Source organism: Microbacterium sp. E-13, from assembly GCF_049912955.1.
Lineage (GTDB): Bacteria > Actinomycetota > Actinomycetes > Actinomycetales > Microbacteriaceae > Microbacterium.
This window is the reverse complement of record NZ_CP183973.1, coordinates 3294116-3311353: the sequence shown is the minus strand read 5'-3', so window position 1 is coordinate 3311353 and position 17238 is coordinate 3294116. Positions and strand designations below refer to the sequence as shown.

Sequence of the window (17238 nt, the reverse complement as noted above, 5' to 3'; positions counted from 1 at the left end):
GCGTCGCGAATGTCCGGCGCACAAGCCCCCTGTGACCCGCCGCGGCGGTGCATAACGTCGCTGCATGGACATGACAGCCGACCCGCCGGCCACGAGTGAGAATGCCCCCGAGAGCGGAGCCCATCATCGGGTGCTGGTCATCGGCGGCGGCAACGGCGGCATCTCCGTCGCGGCGCGCCTGCGCAACGCCGGCGTCGACGACATCGCGATCGTCGAGCCGCGCGATGAGCACCTCTACAAGCCGCTGTTCTCGCACGTGGCGGGCGGCACCGCGCCCGCCGGCACCACGGTCCGTCCGCAGCGCGACGTCATGCCGAAGGGCGTCGAGTGGATCAAGGATGCCGTGGCCTCGGTGCAGCCGCAGTCGGGCGCGGTCGTGCTCGAGAGCGGCGAGCGGCTGACCTACGACCAGCTCATCGTGTGTCCCGGCATCCAGCTCGACTGGAACCGCGTGCCCGGACTCGCGGAGGCGATGCGGACGCCGGCGGCGGCATCCCATTACGAGCTCGACCTGGCGAGGAAGGCGTCGTCGCTCCTGCGCGACCTGAAGGAGGGGACCGTCGTCTTCACCCAGCCCGACGGTCCCGCGTCCTGCGCCGGCGCCGCGCAGAAGCCGATGTACCAGGCGTGCGACTACTGGCGGGCGACGGGCGTGCTCGACGCGATCCGCGTGGTGATGGTGGTGCCGACCGAGAGCGCGTTCCTCGCGCCGTTCGACAAAGAGCTTCACCGCAAGATCGCGGAGTACGGCATCGAGCTGCGCACGCGGAGCGTGCTGCTGCGGGTCGACTCGGACGCGCAGGAGGTCGTGCTCGGAGGGGCGGAAGGGCCGGAGCACCTGCCGTACGACGTGCTGAACGTCGAGCCGCCGCAATCCGCCCCCGACTGGCTGAAGGCCTCGAGTCTGTCCGCGCCGGGCTCGACGGGCGGATTCGTCGAGGTCGATCCGCAGACGCTGCGGCATCCGCGGTTCCCCAACGTCTGGTCGCTCGGAGATGCTGCGGCCACCACGAACTCGAAGTGCGGCGGCGCCCTGCGCAAGCAGACGTGGGTGCTGGCGAAGAACGTCAAGCGCGCGCTGCGAGGCAAGGAGCCCAAGGCCCGCTACGACGGCTACGCGGTGTGCCCCTTCACGGTCTCGCGGTCGACGGTGGTGTGGGCGGAGTTCGACGACAAGGGCAGGCAGAAGCCCACGATCCCGTTCTTGAAGCGCATGTACCGCGAGAGCCGGCTGTCGTGGATCTTCGACCGGCACGTGCTGCCCTGGGTCTACTGGAACCTGATCCTCACCGGACGCGTGTGACGAGGCGGGCGCCTGCTGTCACTTCCGCTGTTCGAACACGCCCGCCGTGATCGGCACGGCGACGGCGGCGCTGATGCTCAGCACTCCCGCCACGAACACCAGCCCCGGAAGGATCGGGGAGGCGAAGGAGAGCCCGACGAGCACCATTCCGCCGACCAGCAGGATCAGGTAAATGACGAAGAGCATCGACGGTCTCCTTCTCGCACGACCCCCGGCACGGTCGCGCCGGCTCCTTCCTGCCTATCGCAACCGTGCGCGATGCGCCAGGGCATTGCTGCGCGCGAAGGGGCGTCCGCGGCAGAATGACGCCATGCGACTCGTCCAGGTGGCCCAGCACGCCGACGATCTCGACCGCGCCGCCGGGTTCTACTCGGAGCTCCTCGGGGTCGAGCCCACAGCGGTCTTCGACCCGCCCGGGCTCCTCTTCTTCGACCTCGACGGAGTACGGCTGATGCTCGAGCGCGGTGCGCCGCCATCCATCCTCTATCTGCACGTCGAGGACGTCCGGGCCGCGCTCAAGCGGCTGGGCGAGCGTGCCGATGTGGTGACCCCGCCGCACGTCATCTTCACGCACGAGAACGGCGTGCTCGGCCCCGCCGGCCACGACGAGTGGCAGGTGTTCATCAAGGACTCCGAGGGCAACACGGTCGGCCTCGTTTCGTTCGAGCCGAAGGACTGAACCCGGCATCCTGCACAGGGCGATGACGCGGGGTGCAGCATCCTGTCGCTATCGACTCGATAACGGCGTGCAGGCTGCAGGAAGCGACGGCGTAGCCTGGACGTGATGAGCGCCTACGTCTCGGCGTTCGAGCTGTTCTCCATCGGCGTTGGACCCTCGAGCTCCCACACGGTCGGCCCCATGCGGGCCGCCCATGACTTCGCCGTCCGGCTGCGCGAGTCCGGCGTGCTGCCGCGGGTCGGCCGCGTGACCTGCACCCTCTACGGCTCCCTCGGTGCCACGGGCATCGGCCACGGCACCCCCGACGCGGTCGTCGCGGGACTTCAGGGTCTCGAACCCGAGACGGTGGACCCCGATGCCGTGCGCTCCGCGTGGACCGACTGGCCCGACCGTCATGCGCTTCTCCTGTCGGGTGCGCACGCAGTTCCGTTCGCGCGGGGCGACGTGGTGTTCGCGGCGCGGACACGGCTGCCGGGGCACCCGAACGCGCTCACGCTGGAGGCGTGGACCGCGCCCGGTGACGGTCCGCCCCGAGCGCCCTGCGCATCGTCGGGGGTGCGCGAGACCGGGGCGGCGTCCGTCGCGCAGACGACGCCGGTGGCGGGGACGGATGCCGGACTCCTCGTGCGCGAGACGTACTACTCCGTCGGCGGCGGGTTCATCCGGCGCGAGGGCGAGCCGCCGCAGATGCGGCCCCACGCGTTTCCGGTCGACTTCGCGAGCGCCGAGGAGCTGCTCGCACTGTGCGACGAGCGCGGCATCACCATCGCCGAGGCCGCGCGCATCAACGAGGAGGCGCTGCGTCCCGACGAGCAGATCGCGGAGGGGCTCGACGCGATCTGGAACGCGATGGCCGCGTGCGTCGAGGCGGGCCTGGACGCGGAAGGAGTGCTCCCCGGGATGCTCGGGGTCAAGCGGAGGGCGGCATCCATCCGCGCGCAGCTCGAGACCGCCGAGGCCGACGGTCGCCGCGAGCTCCCGGGAGAATGGCTCGGTGCTTTCGCGCTCGCCGTCAACGAGGAGAACGCGGCCGGCGGCCGCGTGGTGACGGCGCCCACGAACGGTGCGGCCGGCATCGTGCCCGCCGTCGCGATGTACTGGTGGCGCTTCCTCGCCGACTCCGGTCTGGGTGCCGGCAACGCCGTGACCCCGTACGGCGAACTCGTCGGCAGCGCGCTGCTCGGCTACCACGGCCACGCCGCGACGGCCGCCGAGGCCGCCACGTGGGACGAAGAGCAGGTGGCCGAGGCGAACCGTCGCCGCGGCATCCGTCGATTCCTTCTCACGGCGACCGCGCTGGGTTCGCTCTTCAAGGCCAACGCGTCGATCTCGGGTGCCGAGGGCGGCTGCCAGGCGGAGGTCGGCTCGGCCTGCGCGATGGCCGCCGGTGGGCTGACCGCGGTCATGGGCGGCACCAACCGGCAGATCGAGAACGCCGCCGAGATCGCGATGGAGCACCATCTCGGGCTCACGTGCGACCCCGTCGGCGGGCTCGTGCAGATTCCGTGCATCGAGCGGAACGCGATCGCCGCGTCGACCGCGGTCACCGCCGCGCGCCTGGCCCTGCGCGGCGACGGCTCGCACTACGTCTCGCTCGACGCCGTCGTGGAGACCATGCGCCAGACCGGCATCGACATGTCGCACAAGTACAAGGAGACGAGCGAGGGCGGTCTCGCCGTCAACGTCATCGAGTGCTGACCCCGCTCGGTCGTGCGCCGGTCCTCCGGCGCAGACGGGGGTGTGGCGTGGAGGTGGCGGGTGTGGTCGTGTGCGGCGGGTGCGCGCGGCGCTGGGTGCCACCTTCGTGCGGGGGTGTGGCGTGGAGGTGGCGGGTGTGGTCGTGTGCGGCGGGTGCGCGCGGCGCTGGGTGCCACCTTCGTGCGGGGGTGTGGCGTGGAGGTGGCGGGTGTGGTCGTGTGCGGCGGCTGCGTGCGGCGCTGGGTGCCACTTTCTGCGGAGGCGAGGTCGGAAGTTCGAGACCCGCTGGCACACGGGAAGATGCGTCTCGCTATGCCGCGCGCCACCCGCGGCGCAGCAAGACCTCGCGCACGATCGATACAGCGCGCGGGCTCGGGCCGCGGATGTGATCGGCGGTGAGCCGGACGACATCCCACCCCGCGGCCGCGTACGCGGCATACTTTTCGATGTCGCGGTTCCATTGGGCTCGGCTGGTGCGGTGGTGATCACCCTCGACCTCCACGATCGTTCGAAACTGCCGGTAGACGGCATCCGAGATTCCGAGCAGCCGCCCGCTCGCATGGCGGATCTCAACGTCCAGCTCGGGGTCGGGCAGGCCGGCCGCGCCGGCGTCGATCCGATACTCGGTCTCCAAGGGGGAGGCGCTTCCCACGCGGATGAGTTCGAGAGCCGCACGGAGTCTGGCCACACCGCGGCGTGGGCCGGCCGCTGCGGCTCGTCGCAGCTGCTGCGGCGTCGCCAGTTGCAGGTGCGCTTGCGGCTTGCCGTGTTCGTTGCGCGGCACCCGGACGAACGCGTCGCCGAGCACCACGAGTTCGCGCACGTCGAGCTCGCGCGCCAGCATCGCCCACGTCGAGGCCGGACTGCTGACGCGCATTCCCTCCCACTCCTGCACGCTGACGAGAGCGGATGCAACCTTCACGGCACGGATGCCTCGGCGCCGCGGTGCACGGGCCGGAGCCCGGACGCCCACCTCGAGGTCGTGGCCATGAGCCATGGGGGCGCCCAGGATGACCGCCGCGGTCCGCCCGGAGTAGAACGCGTGAGGGGCCATCACCTCGGCGTATGCGCGGGCGAGACGCATCACGCGTCGTCGTTGGGCATGGTCGCGAGCCAAAGGCGCGCCGTCGACCAGGTCTTCGTCCGGTCTCTGCTCGGCACGGAGCCGGACGCCGCGAAACGGTGTCTCGAGGTCATCGGCGCGCAGTCGCCGGCGGCTGACTCCCGCGCCGAGCGCGTCGTCGCAGCGGAAGCTCGCGCCGAGCTCTGCGGGAAGCGGGGAGGCGGGACGCGGCATCCGTTCAGAATGCTCTCAGGGTCGGCCGGCAGTGGGCCGTCCGCGCGGATCTGTGGGATGAGGCTGCGCCACTCGCGTTGGGGAGGAGGGGCCGATGCGCAAAACAGATGTGGTAGCTGGTGGCGCTGCCTCTGTGATGAGCCGACGACGGCTGCCTCCTCGGCATAGTGGCGGTTGTGGTCGGCTCCGGGCGCGGGGGCCGACGCTTCCTGTCACCTTCGCGCCGCCTCGCGCCGGGTAGGTGGCGGCTGTGGTCGGCTCCGGGTGCGGGGGCCGACGCTTCCTGCCCCCTTCGCGCCGCCTCGCACCGCGAAGGTGGCAGCAGTGCTCGTTCTCGGGCCACGGAGGCGACGCCTTCTGCCACCTCGGCGGCGCGCGCCGGGAAGGTGGCGGCTGTGGTCGGCTCCGGGTGCGGGGGCCGACGCTTCCTGCCCCCTTCGCGTCGCCTCGCGCCGGGAAGGTGGCGGCTGTGGTCGGCTCCGGGTGCGGGGGGCCGACGCTTCCTGCCCCCTTCGCGTCGCGTCGCACCGCGAAGGTGGCAGCAGCGCTCGTTCTCGGGCCACGGAGGCGACGCCTTCTGCCACCTCGGCGGCGCGCGCCGACCACCGGCGGCCACCCACCCCGCGTTCGTTCAGAGCGAACGCACCAACGCTTAGCACTGTCACCAGGAGAGTGCTAATCTGAACGTAGTTGAGCCGCCCCGACTCAACTCCTGAACGAGAGGAGACACCCCATGGCCACGTACGACCCGTTCCGCGACCTCGACCGCCTTGCGTCGGGTCTCTTCGACACCCGCCGCGGCCCGCGCCGCATGCCGATGGACCTCTACCGCGACGGCGACCACTACGTCCTGACCGCCGACCTTCCCGGCATCGACCCGGGTTCGGTCGACATCGACGTCGACGGCCAGCTGCTCACGATCCGCGCCGAACGCACGCTCACGAGCGGCGACGACGTCAAGTGGATCACCCGCGAGCGTGAGGGCGCGAGCTTCCTCCGCCAGCTCAACCTCGGGCAGGGCATCGACACGGAGCGCATCTCGGCGAGCTACAGCAACGGCGTGCTGAGCGTGACGATCCCGGTGAGCGAGAAGGCGAAGCCGCGCAAGATCGAGGTGATGGCGGAGGGCGGTGCGCCCACCATCAAGGCGCACGAGTCCAGCGACGCACCTCAGCCGATCGAGCAGTAACGCGATTGCAGAAGACGGATGCTTCGCCCCTGGGCTCAGGGGCGAAGCATCCGTTTCTGCGTATCCGGGTCGCGCACCCCGTCCGTGAAGTGGCGCCGGCAGCGCGCCTGGTACGACTCGATGCCCCCGACCTGAGCGTGGGTCGGCACCAGCGGATCGCCGGCTCCGGTCGACGAGATGCGCTGGTGGAAGGCGGCGTCCTCGCCGCAGACCGCGCATACCGCAGTGAGCTTGAGCACGTCTTCGGCGATCGCCATCAGCGCTGGGAGCGGTTCGAACGGGCGGCCGTCGAAGGTGACGCAGAGGCCCGAGACGACGACCGTGAGGCCGTCGGCCACGAGCGCGTCGACGGCTGCCACCAGAGCGGGTCCGAAGAACTGCGCCTCGTCGACGGCGATGAGGTCGAGGGGACGCTCGCGGACGGCGGCGAGGAGCGCGTCCACGTCGGAGACCGACCGTGAGGGCACACTGAGGCCGGAGTGCGAGCTCACCTGCCCGTCGCCGCGGCGGTCGTCGAGCGCGTGGCTGTACACCTCGACGTCGAGCCCGGCGATGCGCGCGCGTCGCACGCGTCGCAGCAGCTCCTCGGACTTTCCGGCGAACATGGGGCCCGCCACGACCTGCAGCCTCGCCTGGTTGCGCGTGTGCATGGCGCCAGACTATGTCGCCCCGGGGACAGCGACCGCGGGTGACCGCTGCCGCACGCGGGGTGTCCCGGCCTATGCTGACCCCGTGATCGACGACACGGCGGCGTCCGAGAAGCGCCGCAGACTCGCGCAGCCGGGGGTGGATGCGGTCCACGTGCGGGGCCTGCACGTCACGCGCGGAAAGACGGAGGTCTTCTCGGGGCTGGATCTCGACATCCCGCGTGGGCAGATCACCGGGCTGCTGGGCCCGTCGGGATGCGGCAAGACGACGCTGATGCGCTCCATCGTCGGCGTTCAGAAGCTCGCCGGCGGCGAGGTGACCGTGCTCGGGGAGCCGGCCGGCTCCCCTGCGCTCCGCAGGCGGGTGGCATACGACACGCAGGCCGCCTCGGTCTACGGCGACCTCACGATCCACCAGAACCTCCGCTACTTCGCGCGACTGGTCGCCGCCCCTCGCGCCGACGTCGACCGCGTCATCGAGCAGGTGGGCCTGGCCGACCAGCGCGATCAGACGATCGACTCGCTGAGCGGAGGGCAGGAGAGCCGCGTGTCCCTCGCGGTCGCCATGCTCGGGGCGCCCGAGCTGCTCGTGCTCGATGAGCCGACGGTGGGCCTCGACCCGCTGCTGCGCGCCGACCTGTGGGAGATCTTCCGCGGACTCGCCGACGCCGGCGCGACCCTCATCGTCTCGAGCCATGTCATGGACGAAGCGCTCCGCTGCGATCGCCTGGTGCTCATGCGGGCGGGTCGCATCATCGCCGACACCACACCGGACGGCCTCTTCGCCGACACCGGGACGACGGATCCGGATGCCGCGTTCCTCACGCTCATCGAGCGCGACGCCGTCCGAGAGGCTCAGGGACCGGGGGTGGCGGCACCCGACCACCCCCTCACGCGCCGCGAGGCGAGGGAGCACGCGCCGCACGCGGAGTCGCACGGGCACCGCGGGCGCGACGGGAGCGCGTCGTGAACGGTGCGCTCACCCTCGCCACGGCCGGACGCGTCCTCCGCCAGCTCAGCCACGACCCGCGGTCCATCGCACTGATGCTGGTCGCGCCGAGCCTGCTGGTGGGCCTGTTCGCGTGGCTGTTCAGCGATCAGGAGGGCGTCTTCGATCAGTTCGGCGGACCGATCCTCGCGCTGTTCCCGTTCATCGTGATGTTCCTCATCACGTCCATCACCACCCTGCGCGAGCGCCGCTCCGGCACCCTCGAACGGCTGATGACGACGCCCATCGCGAAGGCCGACTTCATCCTCGGCTACGGGCTGGCGTTCGGGCTCATGGCGACGTTGCAGGCCGTCATCACGGTGACGTTCGCCGTGTGGGTCTGCGGACTGGAGGTGGAGGGCCCGCTGTGGCAGCTCGGACTCGTCGCGGTCGTCGACGCGATCCTCGGCACCGCGCTCGGGCTGCTGGCGAGCGCGTTCGCGCGCACGGAGTTCCAGGCGGTGCAGTTCATGCCGCTGATCGTGTTCCCGCAGATCATCCTCGGCGGCCTCTTCATGCCGCGTGAGGACATGCCGGAGGCCCTGTATCAGATCTCCAAGGTGCTGCCGTTGAGCTACGCCATCGACACGATCAACGCGGTGACCGATGGTGACGAGGGATGGGATGTCTTCGGACCGCTGCTCGTCGTCGTCGCGTTCGCCGTCGGGGCGCTGATCCTCGCGTCGCTCACGCTTCGCCGTCGCACCCCATAGCTCTTCAGCGACCGAGTGCGGCGCGCCTCACCAGCCGGGCGTGGTCTTGCGCAGTTTGGCGGTGAGGTCGCGGAGCTGGGTGAGCTCGTCGTCCGTGAGGAGCGACATCCGCTCGGCGATGGCTTTGCCGTGTGCGCTGGCGATGCGCCGGAACAGTGCGGCGCCGGCATCCGTCGCGTGCACGAGCGCGCCGCGCCCGTCGTCGGGATCGGCGCACTTGGTGAGCAGTCCGCGCACGACCATGCGGTCGACGAGGCGCGACACGCTGGGCTGGCTGATGAGCATGTTGGCCGTGACGTCACGCAGGCGCGCGGTGAGGTCGTCACCGCGCGTGACGGTGAGGAGCACGTCGTATTCGGCCTGACTCAGCGTCTCATCGTCGAAGTCGTCATTGATGTCGCCGAACACCTCGTGCTGGGCCCGGAAGAGGCTCTCCCAGGCATCGATGGCGAGGCGGCGGTCCGTCATATCGACAAGATTAGGGCAGGCGACCCACCCTAGGCTGGCCCCATGGGGACTTCTGACCTTGCGCCGTCGCGCCCGCGTCGCCTCGGTGCCATGCGGCTGGTGCTGGCAGCGTTCGCGGGGCTGCTGTTCGCCGCGCTCGTCGCCCTGCCGGCCCATGCCGGCGTCGACGACTTCTCGTTCGAGAGCCTCGACGTGGAGTACCGGCTCGGTCGCGCCGAGGACGGCACGAGCACGCTGACCGTGGTCGAGACCTTCGTCGCGGTCTTTCCCGACTTCGACCAGAACCACGGCATGCGGCGCGCCATCCCCGACAACTACCAGGGTGCTCCGCTCAACCCGCATCTCGTGTCGATCACCGACGAGAACGGGGCGACCCGCGCCGCCGAGACGGAGTCCGAAGACGGCTTCTACTTCATGACGTCGCGGGCGGACGGATTCGTGCACGGCCGCCAGACGTACGTCTTCACGTACACGCTGGAGAACGTCACGCGGTACTTCCCCGACACGGCGTCGGACGAGTTCTACTGGGACGTGAACGGCACCGGCTGGCCGCAGTCGTTCGGGCGCGTCACGGCGCGAGTCACGATGCCCGACGACCTGGAGGCCGCGCGCACCGGGTCGCAGGCCTGCTACTTCGGCTACGAGGGCGACGATCAGCAGTGCGCGATCGCCGACGTCGACGGCGCGGTCGCGGCGTCGGCCGAGAACCTGCAGCCGTACCAGACGATGACGATCGCGATCGGCTTCGCTCCGCGGACGTTCACGGCGTTCGACCCGTCGTACTTCGCCTCGCCGTGGGGCTGGCTGCAGTCCGGCGTGGGCCTGCTCGGGCTGACCACGGCCGTCGTGCTGGCTGTCATCGCCCGGGTGCGCCACCTCCGCGACGAACCCGGCCGGCCCGTGATCATCGCGGAATACACGCCGCCGCGCGACATCGACGCCCTCGAGAGCGCCGTGCTGCTCGGCAAGACCAGCAAGGCGATCCCCGCCGAGGTGCTCGAGCAGGCCGTGGTGGGCAGCATCCGCATCGAAGAGGGCCCGCGCAGATGGTTCAGCCGCACGCGGTTGAAGGCGGTGCTCGTGGACCCGTCGCTGGCCGACGGAGACGGACGGATGCTGCTTCCCGGTCTGTTCCCGTCGGGCACGCCGGGTGAGGAGTTCGAGTTCGGCGGCAGCGACACCCGATTCTCGACGACGGCGCAGAAGGTGCTGAAGGCGGCCGAGAAGGAGCTGCGGTCCCGGGGCCTCAGGCGCCGGGTGCCGCTCCGCGCGCGGGCCGTGCCCCTCGTCGTCGCGATCGGCTCGGCGGCGCTGGTGCTCCTCTTCGGCATTGCGGCCGCGTCGGCCTACGTGACCGTCTGGGTGCCGGTGCTGCTGATCTTCGGGGCGGTGCTCATCGTGCTGGTCGTCGCCGGCCTGGTGGCTCGCAAGCCGCTCACGGCGAAAGGCGCCGAGGCCCGTGACCATCTGCGCGGATTGGAGGAGTTCATCGAGTGGGCGGAGGCCGATCGCATCCGCATGCTCCAGTCGCCGCAGGGTGCGGAGCGCGTGAAGGTCGACATCGCCGATCCGCGTGTGAAGCTGAAGCTCTACGAGGCACTGCTGCCCTACGCGGTCGTTTTCGGCCAGGAGAAGAAGTGGGCACAGGAGCTGGCCGTGCTGTACGGCGAGGGCAACGCGCCCGGCTGGTACGGCGGCTCGAGCGGGTTCAACGCCGCGGCGTTCTCGGCGGGCATCTCCACCCTGTCGGCGTCGGCGTCGTCCTCGTCGTCGTCGGGCGGTTCCGGGGGCGGCGGATCTGCCGGGGGTGGCGGCGGTGGCGGAGGCGGCGGCGGGGTGTGAGGCGCCGTGCGGCAGGCGGCGCTTCTGCGTTCGTCCTCAGGCGTCCCGGCCGGCAGGGCGCGCCGCCTCGGGCACGTGCAGCAGGGTGAGGAACAGATCCGTCCCGCGCGGGATGCCGCGCCGGTCGGCCCTCGAGACGAGCACGGTGACGAGCACCGCGAGCGGAACCGTCCAGGCGGCGGGCTGCTCGAGGAAGGGGCGCACCGCCGGCAGCCACCCCGACACGACGCCGCCGCCGAGGATGGCGAGGCCGGAGAGCGCCGCACCCGTCAGCATGCCCGCGATCGCGCCCCGCGCGGTGAGGCCGCGCCACCAGATGCCCAGCAGCAGCACGGGGCACAGCGTCGACGCCGTGAAGGCGAACACGAGTCCGACGCTGCCGGCGAGTCCCGCAGGCTCGGTGGCGAGCGCGACGATCAGCGGCACGAACGACGACAGCACGGCCGCGATGCGGAAGCCTCGTACGCTGCCGCCGAGCAGGTCCTGGCTGATCACACCGGCGAGCGAGACGACCAGGCCCGACGACGTGGAGAGGAACGCGGCGAACGCTCCCGCGATGACGAGCGCGGTGAGCACGTCGCCCAACGGGCCGGGGACGAGTCGGTCGGGCAGCAGCAGGACGAGGGCGTCGGCGTCGCCCGAGCCGGCGAGGTCGGGCGCGAACATCCGTCCGAGGAACCCGAACGCCGTGGGGAACAGGTAGAACACCGAGAGCAGCACGAGCACGATGACGGTCGTGCGGCGGGCCGCGACGCCGTCGGGGTTCGTGTAGAAGCGGACCAGCACGTGGGGCAGCCCGAGCGTGCCGAGCAGCAGCGCCACCATGAGCGACACCGTGCGGTACACGTCCAGGTCGCCAGGACCGGCGCTCGTGGGGAACGCCTCGACCTGCGGCAGTGCGGGCTGCATGTCGCCCGCGAGCAGCAGGATCGTGACGACCGGGATCGCGAGTGCCGTGAGCTTGAGCCAGAACTGGAACGCCTGCACGAACGTGATCGAGCGCATGCCGCCCGCCGCGACGACCACCGCGACGATGATCGCGACGGCGAGTGACCCCATCCACGCGGGCAGGCCCGTCGTGATCCGCACTGTGAGCGCCGCCCCCTGGAGCTGCGGCACGATGTAGAACCAGCCGATGACGATCACGAGGGTGCTCGTGACGCGTCGCACCCAGACGGACTCCAGCCGCGCCTCGGTGAAGTCGGGGATGGTGTACGCGCCCGAGCGGCGGAGCGGCGCGGCGACGAAGAGCAGCAGCATGAGGTATCCGGCGGTGTACCCGATGGGGAACCACAGCGCGGCGGAGCCGCTGAGGAGGATGAGCCCGGCGATGCCGAGGAACGACGCCGCCGACAGGTACTCACCGCCGATGGCCGACGCGTTCCACCATGGCCGCACGGTGCGGCTCGCCACATAGAAGTCGCTCGTCGTGCGCGAGACCCGCAGTCCGTAGAACCCGATCAGCGCCGACACGACCGCGACGGCGGCGATCGCGATGTAGCCGATCGCGGCGTTCACTCGTCCTCCGTGAGCGACCGGTAGCGCGCTTCGTTCCGTGACGCGGCGCGCAGATAGAGTCCGCCGACCGTGATCGCGAGCGGATAGACGCCGGCGCCGAGGAGCAGCCACGACAGCGGCACACCGGCGACGAACGTGGCGTCGAGCTGCGGGACGAAGGCGATCGCGAGCACGAACACCGCGGTGGCGACGGCGAACCCCACGGCGAACACGATCCCGAGCCGCAGCTGCGAGCGGATGAGCGAGCGCACATACACGCCCGCGATGTCGCTCGTCGGGGCGCCCGCGGGGATGTGGGGCACCGGTCGGGCGGATGCGGCGGCCGAGTCCGCGTGCGGAGCCGTGACACGCACGCGCGAGGGCGGCTGCAGCGGTCGATCCTCGCGCGAGGCGGCCGCGTCCGGCGCACCGGCGGGGCGAGACTCGTGGCCGCCGCCGCTCGAGGCAGGGGAGGTCATGTGCGTGGCCGGATCGTCGCGGACTCGAGGCGTTCGCGCAGCGCGGGCAGGCAGCGCCTGCTCACGGGCAGCTCGGCGCCGCCGACGGTGACGCTCGGGTGATCACCGCCCAGCCGGAGGCGTGCGAGATGCGGGATCGCGACGAGGTACGAGCGGTGGACCCGCACGAACACGTCGGACCACTGCCGTTCCAGGTCCGACATCGGCACTCGGACCAGGTAGCTCGCCTCCTCGGTGTGCAACCGCGCGTAGTCGCCCTGCGCCTGCACATATCGCACCTCGTCTCGCCGGATCATGCGCGTGGTACCGCCCAGGCTGACGGCGATCATCTCGGGAGAGGATGCGGCATCCGTCGCCGGCGCGGCCTGAGACTTGAGCGCCTCGACGATGCGGGTGACCGAGCGCTGCAGCCGCTCGCTGCGCACGGGCTTCAGCAGGTAGTCGACGGCGGCGAGGTCGAACGCCTCGAGAGCGCCCTCTTCGTCCGCGGTGACGAACACGAGAGCGGGGCGCCGCTCGAAGCGCTGCACGGCCCGGGCGAGATCGAAGCCGTTGAGGCCGGGCATGTGGATGTCGAGGAACGCGGCGTCGACGGGCTCCCGCGTGAGCAGCCGGATCGCCTCGGCGCCCGACGAAGCGTGGTGGATGATGCCGATGCGGGCGTCCTGTCCGAGCAGGAAGGCGAGCTCGTCGATCGCGGGCTGCTCGTCGTCGGCGATGAGCACGGAGATCACGCTTCCATTCTCCCTTCGGGGGCTCGGCGGCGATCCGCCGTGGCTCCGACGCGGTCGGAGCCGGCGGATGCCGCCGCCCGGCCCGGCTGCGACTTGGGGACCCGCATCCGCACCAGCGTGCCTGCGCCGACGTTCGTCTCGACGACCAGCCCGTGCTCCTCGCCGTACACCTGCCGGAGTCGCGCGTCGACGTTGCGCAGACCGACGTGCTCGCCGGGTGCGCCGCCGGCGAGCGCGCGTTCGAGCACGACCGGGTCGATGCCGACGCCGTCGTCCTCGACGCTGATCTCGGCGAACGCCCCCTGGTCGGAGGCCTCGATCGTGATGCGCCCCCCGCCCTCCTTGCCCTCGAGGCCGTGGCGGACGGCGTTCTCGACGAGCGGCTGGATAGAGAGGAACGGCACCACCGTCGACAGCACCTCGGGGGCGATCTGCAGCGTCACCTTCAAGCGGTCGCCGAATCGGGCGCGCTCGAGCTTCAGGTAGCTGTCGATCGAGCGCAGCTCTTCCGCCACGGTGGTGAAGTCGCCGTGCCGGCGGAACGAGTACCGCGTGAAGTCCGCGAACTCCAGCACGAGCTCTCGCGCCTTCGCCGGATCGGTGTTGATGAACGATGCGATCGCGTTCAGCGAGTTGTAGATGAAGTGCGGGCTGATCTGCGCGCGCAGGGCGCGCACCTCTGCCTCGGCGAGCGCGGCTCTCGACGCATCGAGCTCACCCAGCTCGACCTGCGCCGCCACCCAGTCCGCCACCTCGCCCGTCGCGCGCACGAGCCCGGCACGCACGCGAGGTGCGAAGGCAACGATCGCCCCCGAAGACACGCCGCCGGCGACGATCGGGGCGGCGACGGCATCCGTCTCGCGCCCGCCGATCCGTGCTCGCCGCTGCATCTGCGGCCGACCGGATGCGCGCGCCTCCCCGGCGAGCCTGCCCGCGACGGCGCGCACGGCGTCGTCGCCGTCGACGGTGACGTCGCCGGCCGCGTCGACGAGCGCGAGCGTCTCGCACCCGAGCAGCGCCCGGAGATGCCGGCCGGCCCGCGTCGCGTCGCCCGCGGCGATGCCGCCGCGCAGGTGCTTGGCGGCCCGGCTCGCCAGGTGAAGGGTCTGATACGTCGCCTGCTCGACGTCGGTTCCGAGGTCCTTCGAGGTCACGACGATGCGCCGGAGGAGGATGACCACGCCGACCGCGAGAGCCCCGGCGAGGACGTGGTCATCATCGGCATCGTGGCGATCGTCGGCGGCATCGGCGCCAACGGGCAGAACGTCGCGTTCCTCGTGGCGCTCGCGTTCGCGGTCGCGGCCTCCGCGAACCTGCCCACCATCGTGTACTCGCTGTTCTGGAAGCGATTCACCACGAAGGGCGCTCTGTGGAGCATGTACGGCGGGCTCGCCTCGGCGATCATCCTCATCGCCTTCTCTCCGGTCGTCTCGGGCTCCGAGACGTCGATGCTGAAGACCGAGGCGATCGACTTCGCCTGGTTCCCGCTGTCGAATCCCGGCATCGTCTCGATCCCGCTGGCCTTCTTCCTCGGCTGGATCGTCAGCGTGCTCGACAAGACCACGGAGGACCCGCGGAAGCAGTCCGAGATGGAGGTCCGCTCGCTGACGGGCATCGGCGCGGAGAAGGCTGTCAGCCACTGACACCAGCCGGAGATCTCGATACGGCTCGTTCCTCGCCTACTCGATCTTGACCCGTCGCGCGTCAACGCTCGTTCCTCGCATTGATCCGCGACGCGTCAAGAGTAAGGGCCGGTCGGAGAGGCTACCGACCGGCCCTTGTCCCTTGCACCAAGAGTGTCCTGCAATCACATGCCGGTAGCTGCCACAGCAAAACAACTACCGTGCTGAGCACTCTATAACGACCAGGTAACGCTGGCAAGCGTTTCTCGTTATCTTTTCGTGATGGATTCGCTGGGAGTCCGGACGGACGGTTCCGGCGCGTTGGGAGGCGGAGATCAGCGGAAGCGGCCGAGGTGGATGCCCGCGTACGCGAGCGCCGCGATCGTCTCGCCGTCCGTGATCCCGCCCGCCGCGATCAGCTCGAGGACCTCAGCGAACGGCACCCACCGCACCTCGTCGATCCCCTCCTCGCCCTGCGACGACGCGGCGTCGGCGACACGGCTCAGGTTGCGGGCGAGGAAGACGTGCTCCGGCGCATTCGCGATGCCGTTGAGGGCGTTCATCGAGCCCAGACGGGTCCAGTCCGACGCGGCGAACCCGGTCTCCTCGGCCAGCTCGCGCTGCCCGGCGACCAGGGGATCCTCGCCGTCCGAGCCGCCGGCGGGAACCTCCAGTGACCTGCCGCCGGTGGCGTAGCGGCTGAGCGACACCAGGCAGACGCGATCTTCGGCGTCGAGAGCGACGACGAAGACGGCGGGATGCTGCATCTCCACCACCCCGTAGATGCCCGCGCCGTAGGGTCCGACGACGTCGTCCTCACGAACCCGCATCCAGCGGTTCTCGTAGACGGTGCGCGACGCGAGGGTCTTCCAGGCCATGCACGCCACCCTACGGGCGCGCGGGGCGCCCCGGAGACGGCGATGCCGCCCTCGACGAAGAGTCGAGAGCGGCATCCGAGCGGGGATCGACGCGGATCAGTACCAGTCGGTCGCCTGCGAGTGGCCCCAGGCGGCGCAGGGCGTGCCGTACGAGCCGGCGATGTAGCCGAGGCCCCAGGCGATCTGCGTGGCCGCGTTGGTCTGCCAGTCGGCGCCGGCGCTGGCCATCTTGCTTCCGGGGAGCGACTGCGGGATGCCGGTCGCCCCGCTGCCGGAGTTGAAGGCCTGGTAGTTCCAGCCGGACTCCTTGTTCCAGAGCGACTCGAGGCACGAGAACTGGCCGTCGCCCCAGCCGTACTGCGACGCGGCCATCTGGCGCGCGGTCGCCTTGGCGCCCTCGGGGGTGTTCGCCGCGGCCAGTGCGGCGGCGGCGGCCTCGGCCTGCCGCTGCGCCTCGGCGGCCGCCTCGGCCGCGGCTGCGGCGGCAGCGGCGGCCGCTTCTTCTGCGGCCTTCTTCTCCTTGGCGGCCGTCAGCTGATCACGCAGCTGCGAGACGCGGGTCTCGACCCTGTCGATGACGGTGGTCGTATCGGCGGCGAGACCGGGGACGAGGAGCATGGGAACGACGTCGAACTTCGAGAGGCGGTGCGTCGCCTGCTCGAGCGCGGTCGTGTCGACCGAGGTGTCGGCGCCCAGGTCGAGCCCAGAGGCGGCGATCTCGGTGGTGACGGAATCGGCCTCGGTCAGCGCGACGCGGGCGGAGAGCAGCGTGCCCTTCGCGTCGACGCGGATGTCGCGAAGCGTCTCGGCGGTCGCCTCCGGCGCGGCGGCCGAGGCGATGGCGGAGGCGGCGAGCGGTGCGGCGGCGGCGAGAGTCGGCGAGGCGAGTGTGAGCCCGACAGTGGCGAGGATGCCGAGGGCGGTGCCGGCGGCGACGGCGGGGGCGAAGAAGCGTCGGCGAGAACGGGGGGCAGGAGTGTGCGACTGGTCTGTATGCATGGCGAACGTAACGATCTTTCAGGTTGTGCGCCGCGGGTACCGGCGCGCGTGCGCCTTCGGGTCGGACGCACAAGTCCACGAGTCTGCCTCATCGCGTCTGGACGACTCCCGGTGGTTTCCTGAGTGGAACGTGAACGCCCGCGGGTTCGCGCGGTCGAAACCTGCAACCGCGCCCGTCGTCGACGAGCGCGGTTGCAGGTTCGGG

The 17238-nt window shown here is 70.9% G+C and carries 17 protein-coding genes and 1 pseudogene; 8 read left to right on the top strand and 10 right to left on the bottom strand.

All coding sequences use genetic code 11. The features are described 5' to 3' along the window. The first annotated feature begins 70 nt into the window (after positions 1 to 70). Positions 71 to 1303 carry an NAD(P)/FAD-dependent oxidoreductase gene (locus tag ACN9MP_RS15375; RefSeq protein ID WP_426326073.1) on the top strand — a complete coding sequence of 411 codons (1233 nt, stop codon included), beginning with the start codon at positions 71 to 73 and terminating at the stop codon, positions 1301 to 1303. Between the two features lie 18 nt (positions 1304 to 1321). Here the strand turns inward: ACN9MP_RS15375 and ACN9MP_RS15370 are convergent, their stop codons facing one another. Beyond that, entirely contained in the window at positions 1322 to 1489 is a 168-nt protein-coding gene (locus tag ACN9MP_RS15370; protein ID WP_426321575.1) for a hypothetical protein, read from the bottom strand. A gap of 124 nt (positions 1490 to 1613) precedes the next feature. Between ACN9MP_RS15370 and ACN9MP_RS15365 the strand changes: the two genes are divergently transcribed. After that, positions 1614 to 1982 carry a VOC family protein gene (locus ACN9MP_RS15365; protein WP_426321573.1) on the top strand — a complete coding sequence of 123 codons (369 nt, stop codon included), beginning with the start codon at positions 1614 to 1616 and terminating at the stop codon, positions 1980 to 1982. Positions 1983 to 2087: 105 nt separating this feature from the next. Beyond that, positions 2088 to 3680 (top strand): L-serine ammonia-lyase, iron-sulfur-dependent, subunit alpha, encoded by a 1593-nt coding sequence (locus ACN9MP_RS15360; protein ID WP_426321571.1) that lies wholly within the window; start codon positions 2088 to 2090, stop codon positions 3678 to 3680. A gap of 310 nt (positions 3681 to 3990) precedes the next feature. Here ACN9MP_RS15360 and ACN9MP_RS15355 read toward each other — a convergent pair whose 3' ends face one another. Then, positions 3991 to 4977: a hypothetical protein gene (locus ACN9MP_RS15355; protein WP_426321569.1), complete on the bottom strand. Its 987-nt coding sequence runs from the start codon at positions 4975 to 4977 to the stop codon at positions 3991 to 3993. A 733-nt stretch (positions 4978 to 5710) separates the two neighbouring features. Here ACN9MP_RS15355 and ACN9MP_RS15350 point away from each other — a divergent pair. Next, positions 5711 to 6166, top strand: a complete 456-nt coding sequence (locus ACN9MP_RS15350; protein WP_426321568.1) for an Hsp20/alpha crystallin family protein — start codon at positions 5711 to 5713, stop codon at positions 6164 to 6166. A 35-nt stretch (positions 6167 to 6201) separates the two neighbouring features. Here ACN9MP_RS15350 and ACN9MP_RS15345 read toward each other — a convergent pair whose 3' ends face one another. Next, positions 6202 to 6816: a thymidine kinase gene (locus tag ACN9MP_RS15345; RefSeq protein ID WP_426321566.1), complete on the bottom strand. Its 615-nt coding sequence runs from the start codon at positions 6814 to 6816 to the stop codon at positions 6202 to 6204. A gap of 136 nt (positions 6817 to 6952) precedes the next feature. Between ACN9MP_RS15345 and ACN9MP_RS15340 the strand changes: the two genes are divergently transcribed. Together ACN9MP_RS15340 and ACN9MP_RS15335 are read left to right on the top strand one after the other, a co-directional pair. Beyond that, entirely contained in the window at positions 6953 to 7783 is an 831-nt protein-coding gene (locus tag ACN9MP_RS15340; RefSeq protein ID WP_426326071.1) for an ABC transporter ATP-binding protein, read from the top strand. Further along, complete coding sequence (locus tag ACN9MP_RS15335) at positions 7780 to 8514, top strand: ABC transporter permease (RefSeq protein WP_426321565.1); 735 nt, start codon at positions 7780 to 7782, stop codon at positions 8512 to 8514. Before ACN9MP_RS15340 ends, ACN9MP_RS15335 begins: the two co-directional genes overlap by 4 nt. A gap of 27 nt (positions 8515 to 8541) precedes the next feature. Here ACN9MP_RS15335 and ACN9MP_RS15330 read toward each other — a convergent pair whose 3' ends face one another. Beyond that, entirely contained in the window at positions 8542 to 8982 is a 441-nt protein-coding gene (locus tag ACN9MP_RS15330) for a MarR family winged helix-turn-helix transcriptional regulator (RefSeq protein WP_426321564.1), read from the bottom strand. Between the two features lie 42 nt (positions 8983 to 9024). Between ACN9MP_RS15330 and ACN9MP_RS15325 the strand changes: the two genes are divergently transcribed. Then, positions 9025 to 10824 (top strand): DUF2207 domain-containing protein, encoded by a 1800-nt coding sequence (locus tag ACN9MP_RS15325; protein WP_426321562.1) that lies wholly within the window; start codon positions 9025 to 9027, stop codon positions 10822 to 10824. 36 nt (positions 10825 to 10860) lie between these two features. On the opposite strand, the gene ACN9MP_RS15320 is transcribed toward ACN9MP_RS15325, so the two are convergent. From ACN9MP_RS15320 to ACN9MP_RS15305, 4 genes are read right to left on the bottom strand one after another with little or no spacing between them, the layout of a single operon-like run. Beyond that, entirely contained in the window at positions 10861 to 12342 is a 1482-nt protein-coding gene (locus tag ACN9MP_RS15320; RefSeq protein WP_426321560.1) for a cation acetate symporter, read from the bottom strand. Next, positions 12339 to 12800, bottom strand: a complete 462-nt coding sequence (locus ACN9MP_RS15315) for a hypothetical protein (protein WP_426321558.1) — start codon at positions 12798 to 12800, stop codon at positions 12339 to 12341. The genes ACN9MP_RS15320 and ACN9MP_RS15315 overlap by 4 nt, the downstream gene beginning before the upstream one ends. After that, positions 12797 to 13534 (bottom strand): LytR/AlgR family response regulator transcription factor, encoded by a 738-nt coding sequence (locus ACN9MP_RS15310; RefSeq protein ID WP_426321557.1) that lies wholly within the window; start codon positions 13532 to 13534, stop codon positions 12797 to 12799. The genes ACN9MP_RS15315 and ACN9MP_RS15310 overlap by 4 nt, the downstream gene beginning before the upstream one ends. Next, a complete protein-coding gene (locus ACN9MP_RS15305; protein WP_426321555.1) occupies positions 13531 to 14715 on the bottom strand; it encodes a sensor histidine kinase in 1185 nt (394 codons plus the stop codon). Before ACN9MP_RS15305 ends, ACN9MP_RS15310 begins: the two co-directional genes overlap by 4 nt. Here ACN9MP_RS15305 and ACN9MP_RS15300 point away from each other — a divergent pair. After that, positions 14674 to 15177, top strand: a pseudogene (locus ACN9MP_RS15300) (sodium:solute symporter family transporter); the annotation flags it as partial. The gene ACN9MP_RS15305 and the pseudogene ACN9MP_RS15300 sit on opposite strands and share 42 nt — an antisense overlap. Positions 15178 to 15491: 314 nt before the next feature. Here ACN9MP_RS15300 and ACN9MP_RS15295 read toward each other — a convergent pair. Together ACN9MP_RS15295 and ACN9MP_RS15290 are read right to left on the bottom strand one after the other, a co-directional pair. Then, positions 15492 to 16034, bottom strand: a complete 543-nt coding sequence (locus tag ACN9MP_RS15295; protein WP_426321553.1) for an NUDIX domain-containing protein — start codon at positions 16032 to 16034, stop codon at positions 15492 to 15494. A gap of 96 nt (positions 16035 to 16130) precedes the next feature. Continuing rightward, positions 16131 to 17033 carry a phospholipase gene (locus tag ACN9MP_RS15290; protein ID WP_426321551.1) on the bottom strand — a complete coding sequence of 301 codons (903 nt, stop codon included), beginning with the start codon at positions 17031 to 17033 and terminating at the stop codon, positions 16131 to 16133. Positions 17034 to 17238: the final 205 nt, after the last annotated feature.

Excerpts from the sequence above, each read along its gene's own strand:
- ACN9MP_RS15375 (WP_426326073.1), top strand. The coding sequence starts at position 71 with ATGACAGCCGACCCGCCGGCCACGAGTGAGAATGCCCCCGAGAGCGGA.
- ACN9MP_RS15370 (WP_426321575.1), bottom strand. The coding sequence starts at position 1,489 with ATGCTCTTCGTCATTTACCTGATCCTGCTGGTCGGCGGAATGGTGCTC.
- ACN9MP_RS15365 (WP_426321573.1), top strand. The coding sequence starts at position 1,614 with ATGCGACTCGTCCAGGTGGCCCAGCACGCCGACGATCTCGACCGCGCC.
- ACN9MP_RS15360 (WP_426321571.1), top strand. The coding sequence starts at position 2,088 with ATGAGCGCCTACGTCTCGGCGTTCGAGCTGTTCTCCATCGGCGTTGGA.
- ACN9MP_RS15355 (WP_426321569.1), bottom strand. The coding sequence starts at position 4,977 with ATGCCGCGTCCCGCCTCCCCGCTTCCCGCAGAGCTCGGCGCGAGCTTC.
- ACN9MP_RS15350 (WP_426321568.1), top strand. The coding sequence starts at position 5,711 with ATGGCCACGTACGACCCGTTCCGCGACCTCGACCGCCTTGCGTCGGGT.
- ACN9MP_RS15345 (WP_426321566.1), bottom strand. The coding sequence starts at position 6,816 with ATGCACACGCGCAACCAGGCGAGGCTGCAGGTCGTGGCGGGCCCCATG.
- ACN9MP_RS15330 (WP_426321564.1), bottom strand. The coding sequence starts at position 8,982 with ATGACGGACCGCCGCCTCGCCATCGATGCCTGGGAGAGCCTCTTCCGG.
- ACN9MP_RS15325 (WP_426321562.1), top strand. The coding sequence starts at position 9,025 with ATGGGGACTTCTGACCTTGCGCCGTCGCGCCCGCGTCGCCTCGGTGCC.
- ACN9MP_RS15315 (WP_426321558.1), bottom strand. The coding sequence starts at position 12,800 with ATGACCTCCCCTGCCTCGAGCGGCGGCGGCCACGAGTCTCGCCCCGCC.
- ACN9MP_RS15295 (WP_426321553.1), bottom strand. The coding sequence starts at position 16,034 with ATGGCCTGGAAGACCCTCGCGTCGCGCACCGTCTACGAGAACCGCTGG.
- ACN9MP_RS15290 (WP_426321551.1), bottom strand. The coding sequence starts at position 17,033 with ATGCATACAGACCAGTCGCACACTCCTGCCCCCCGTTCTCGCCGACGC.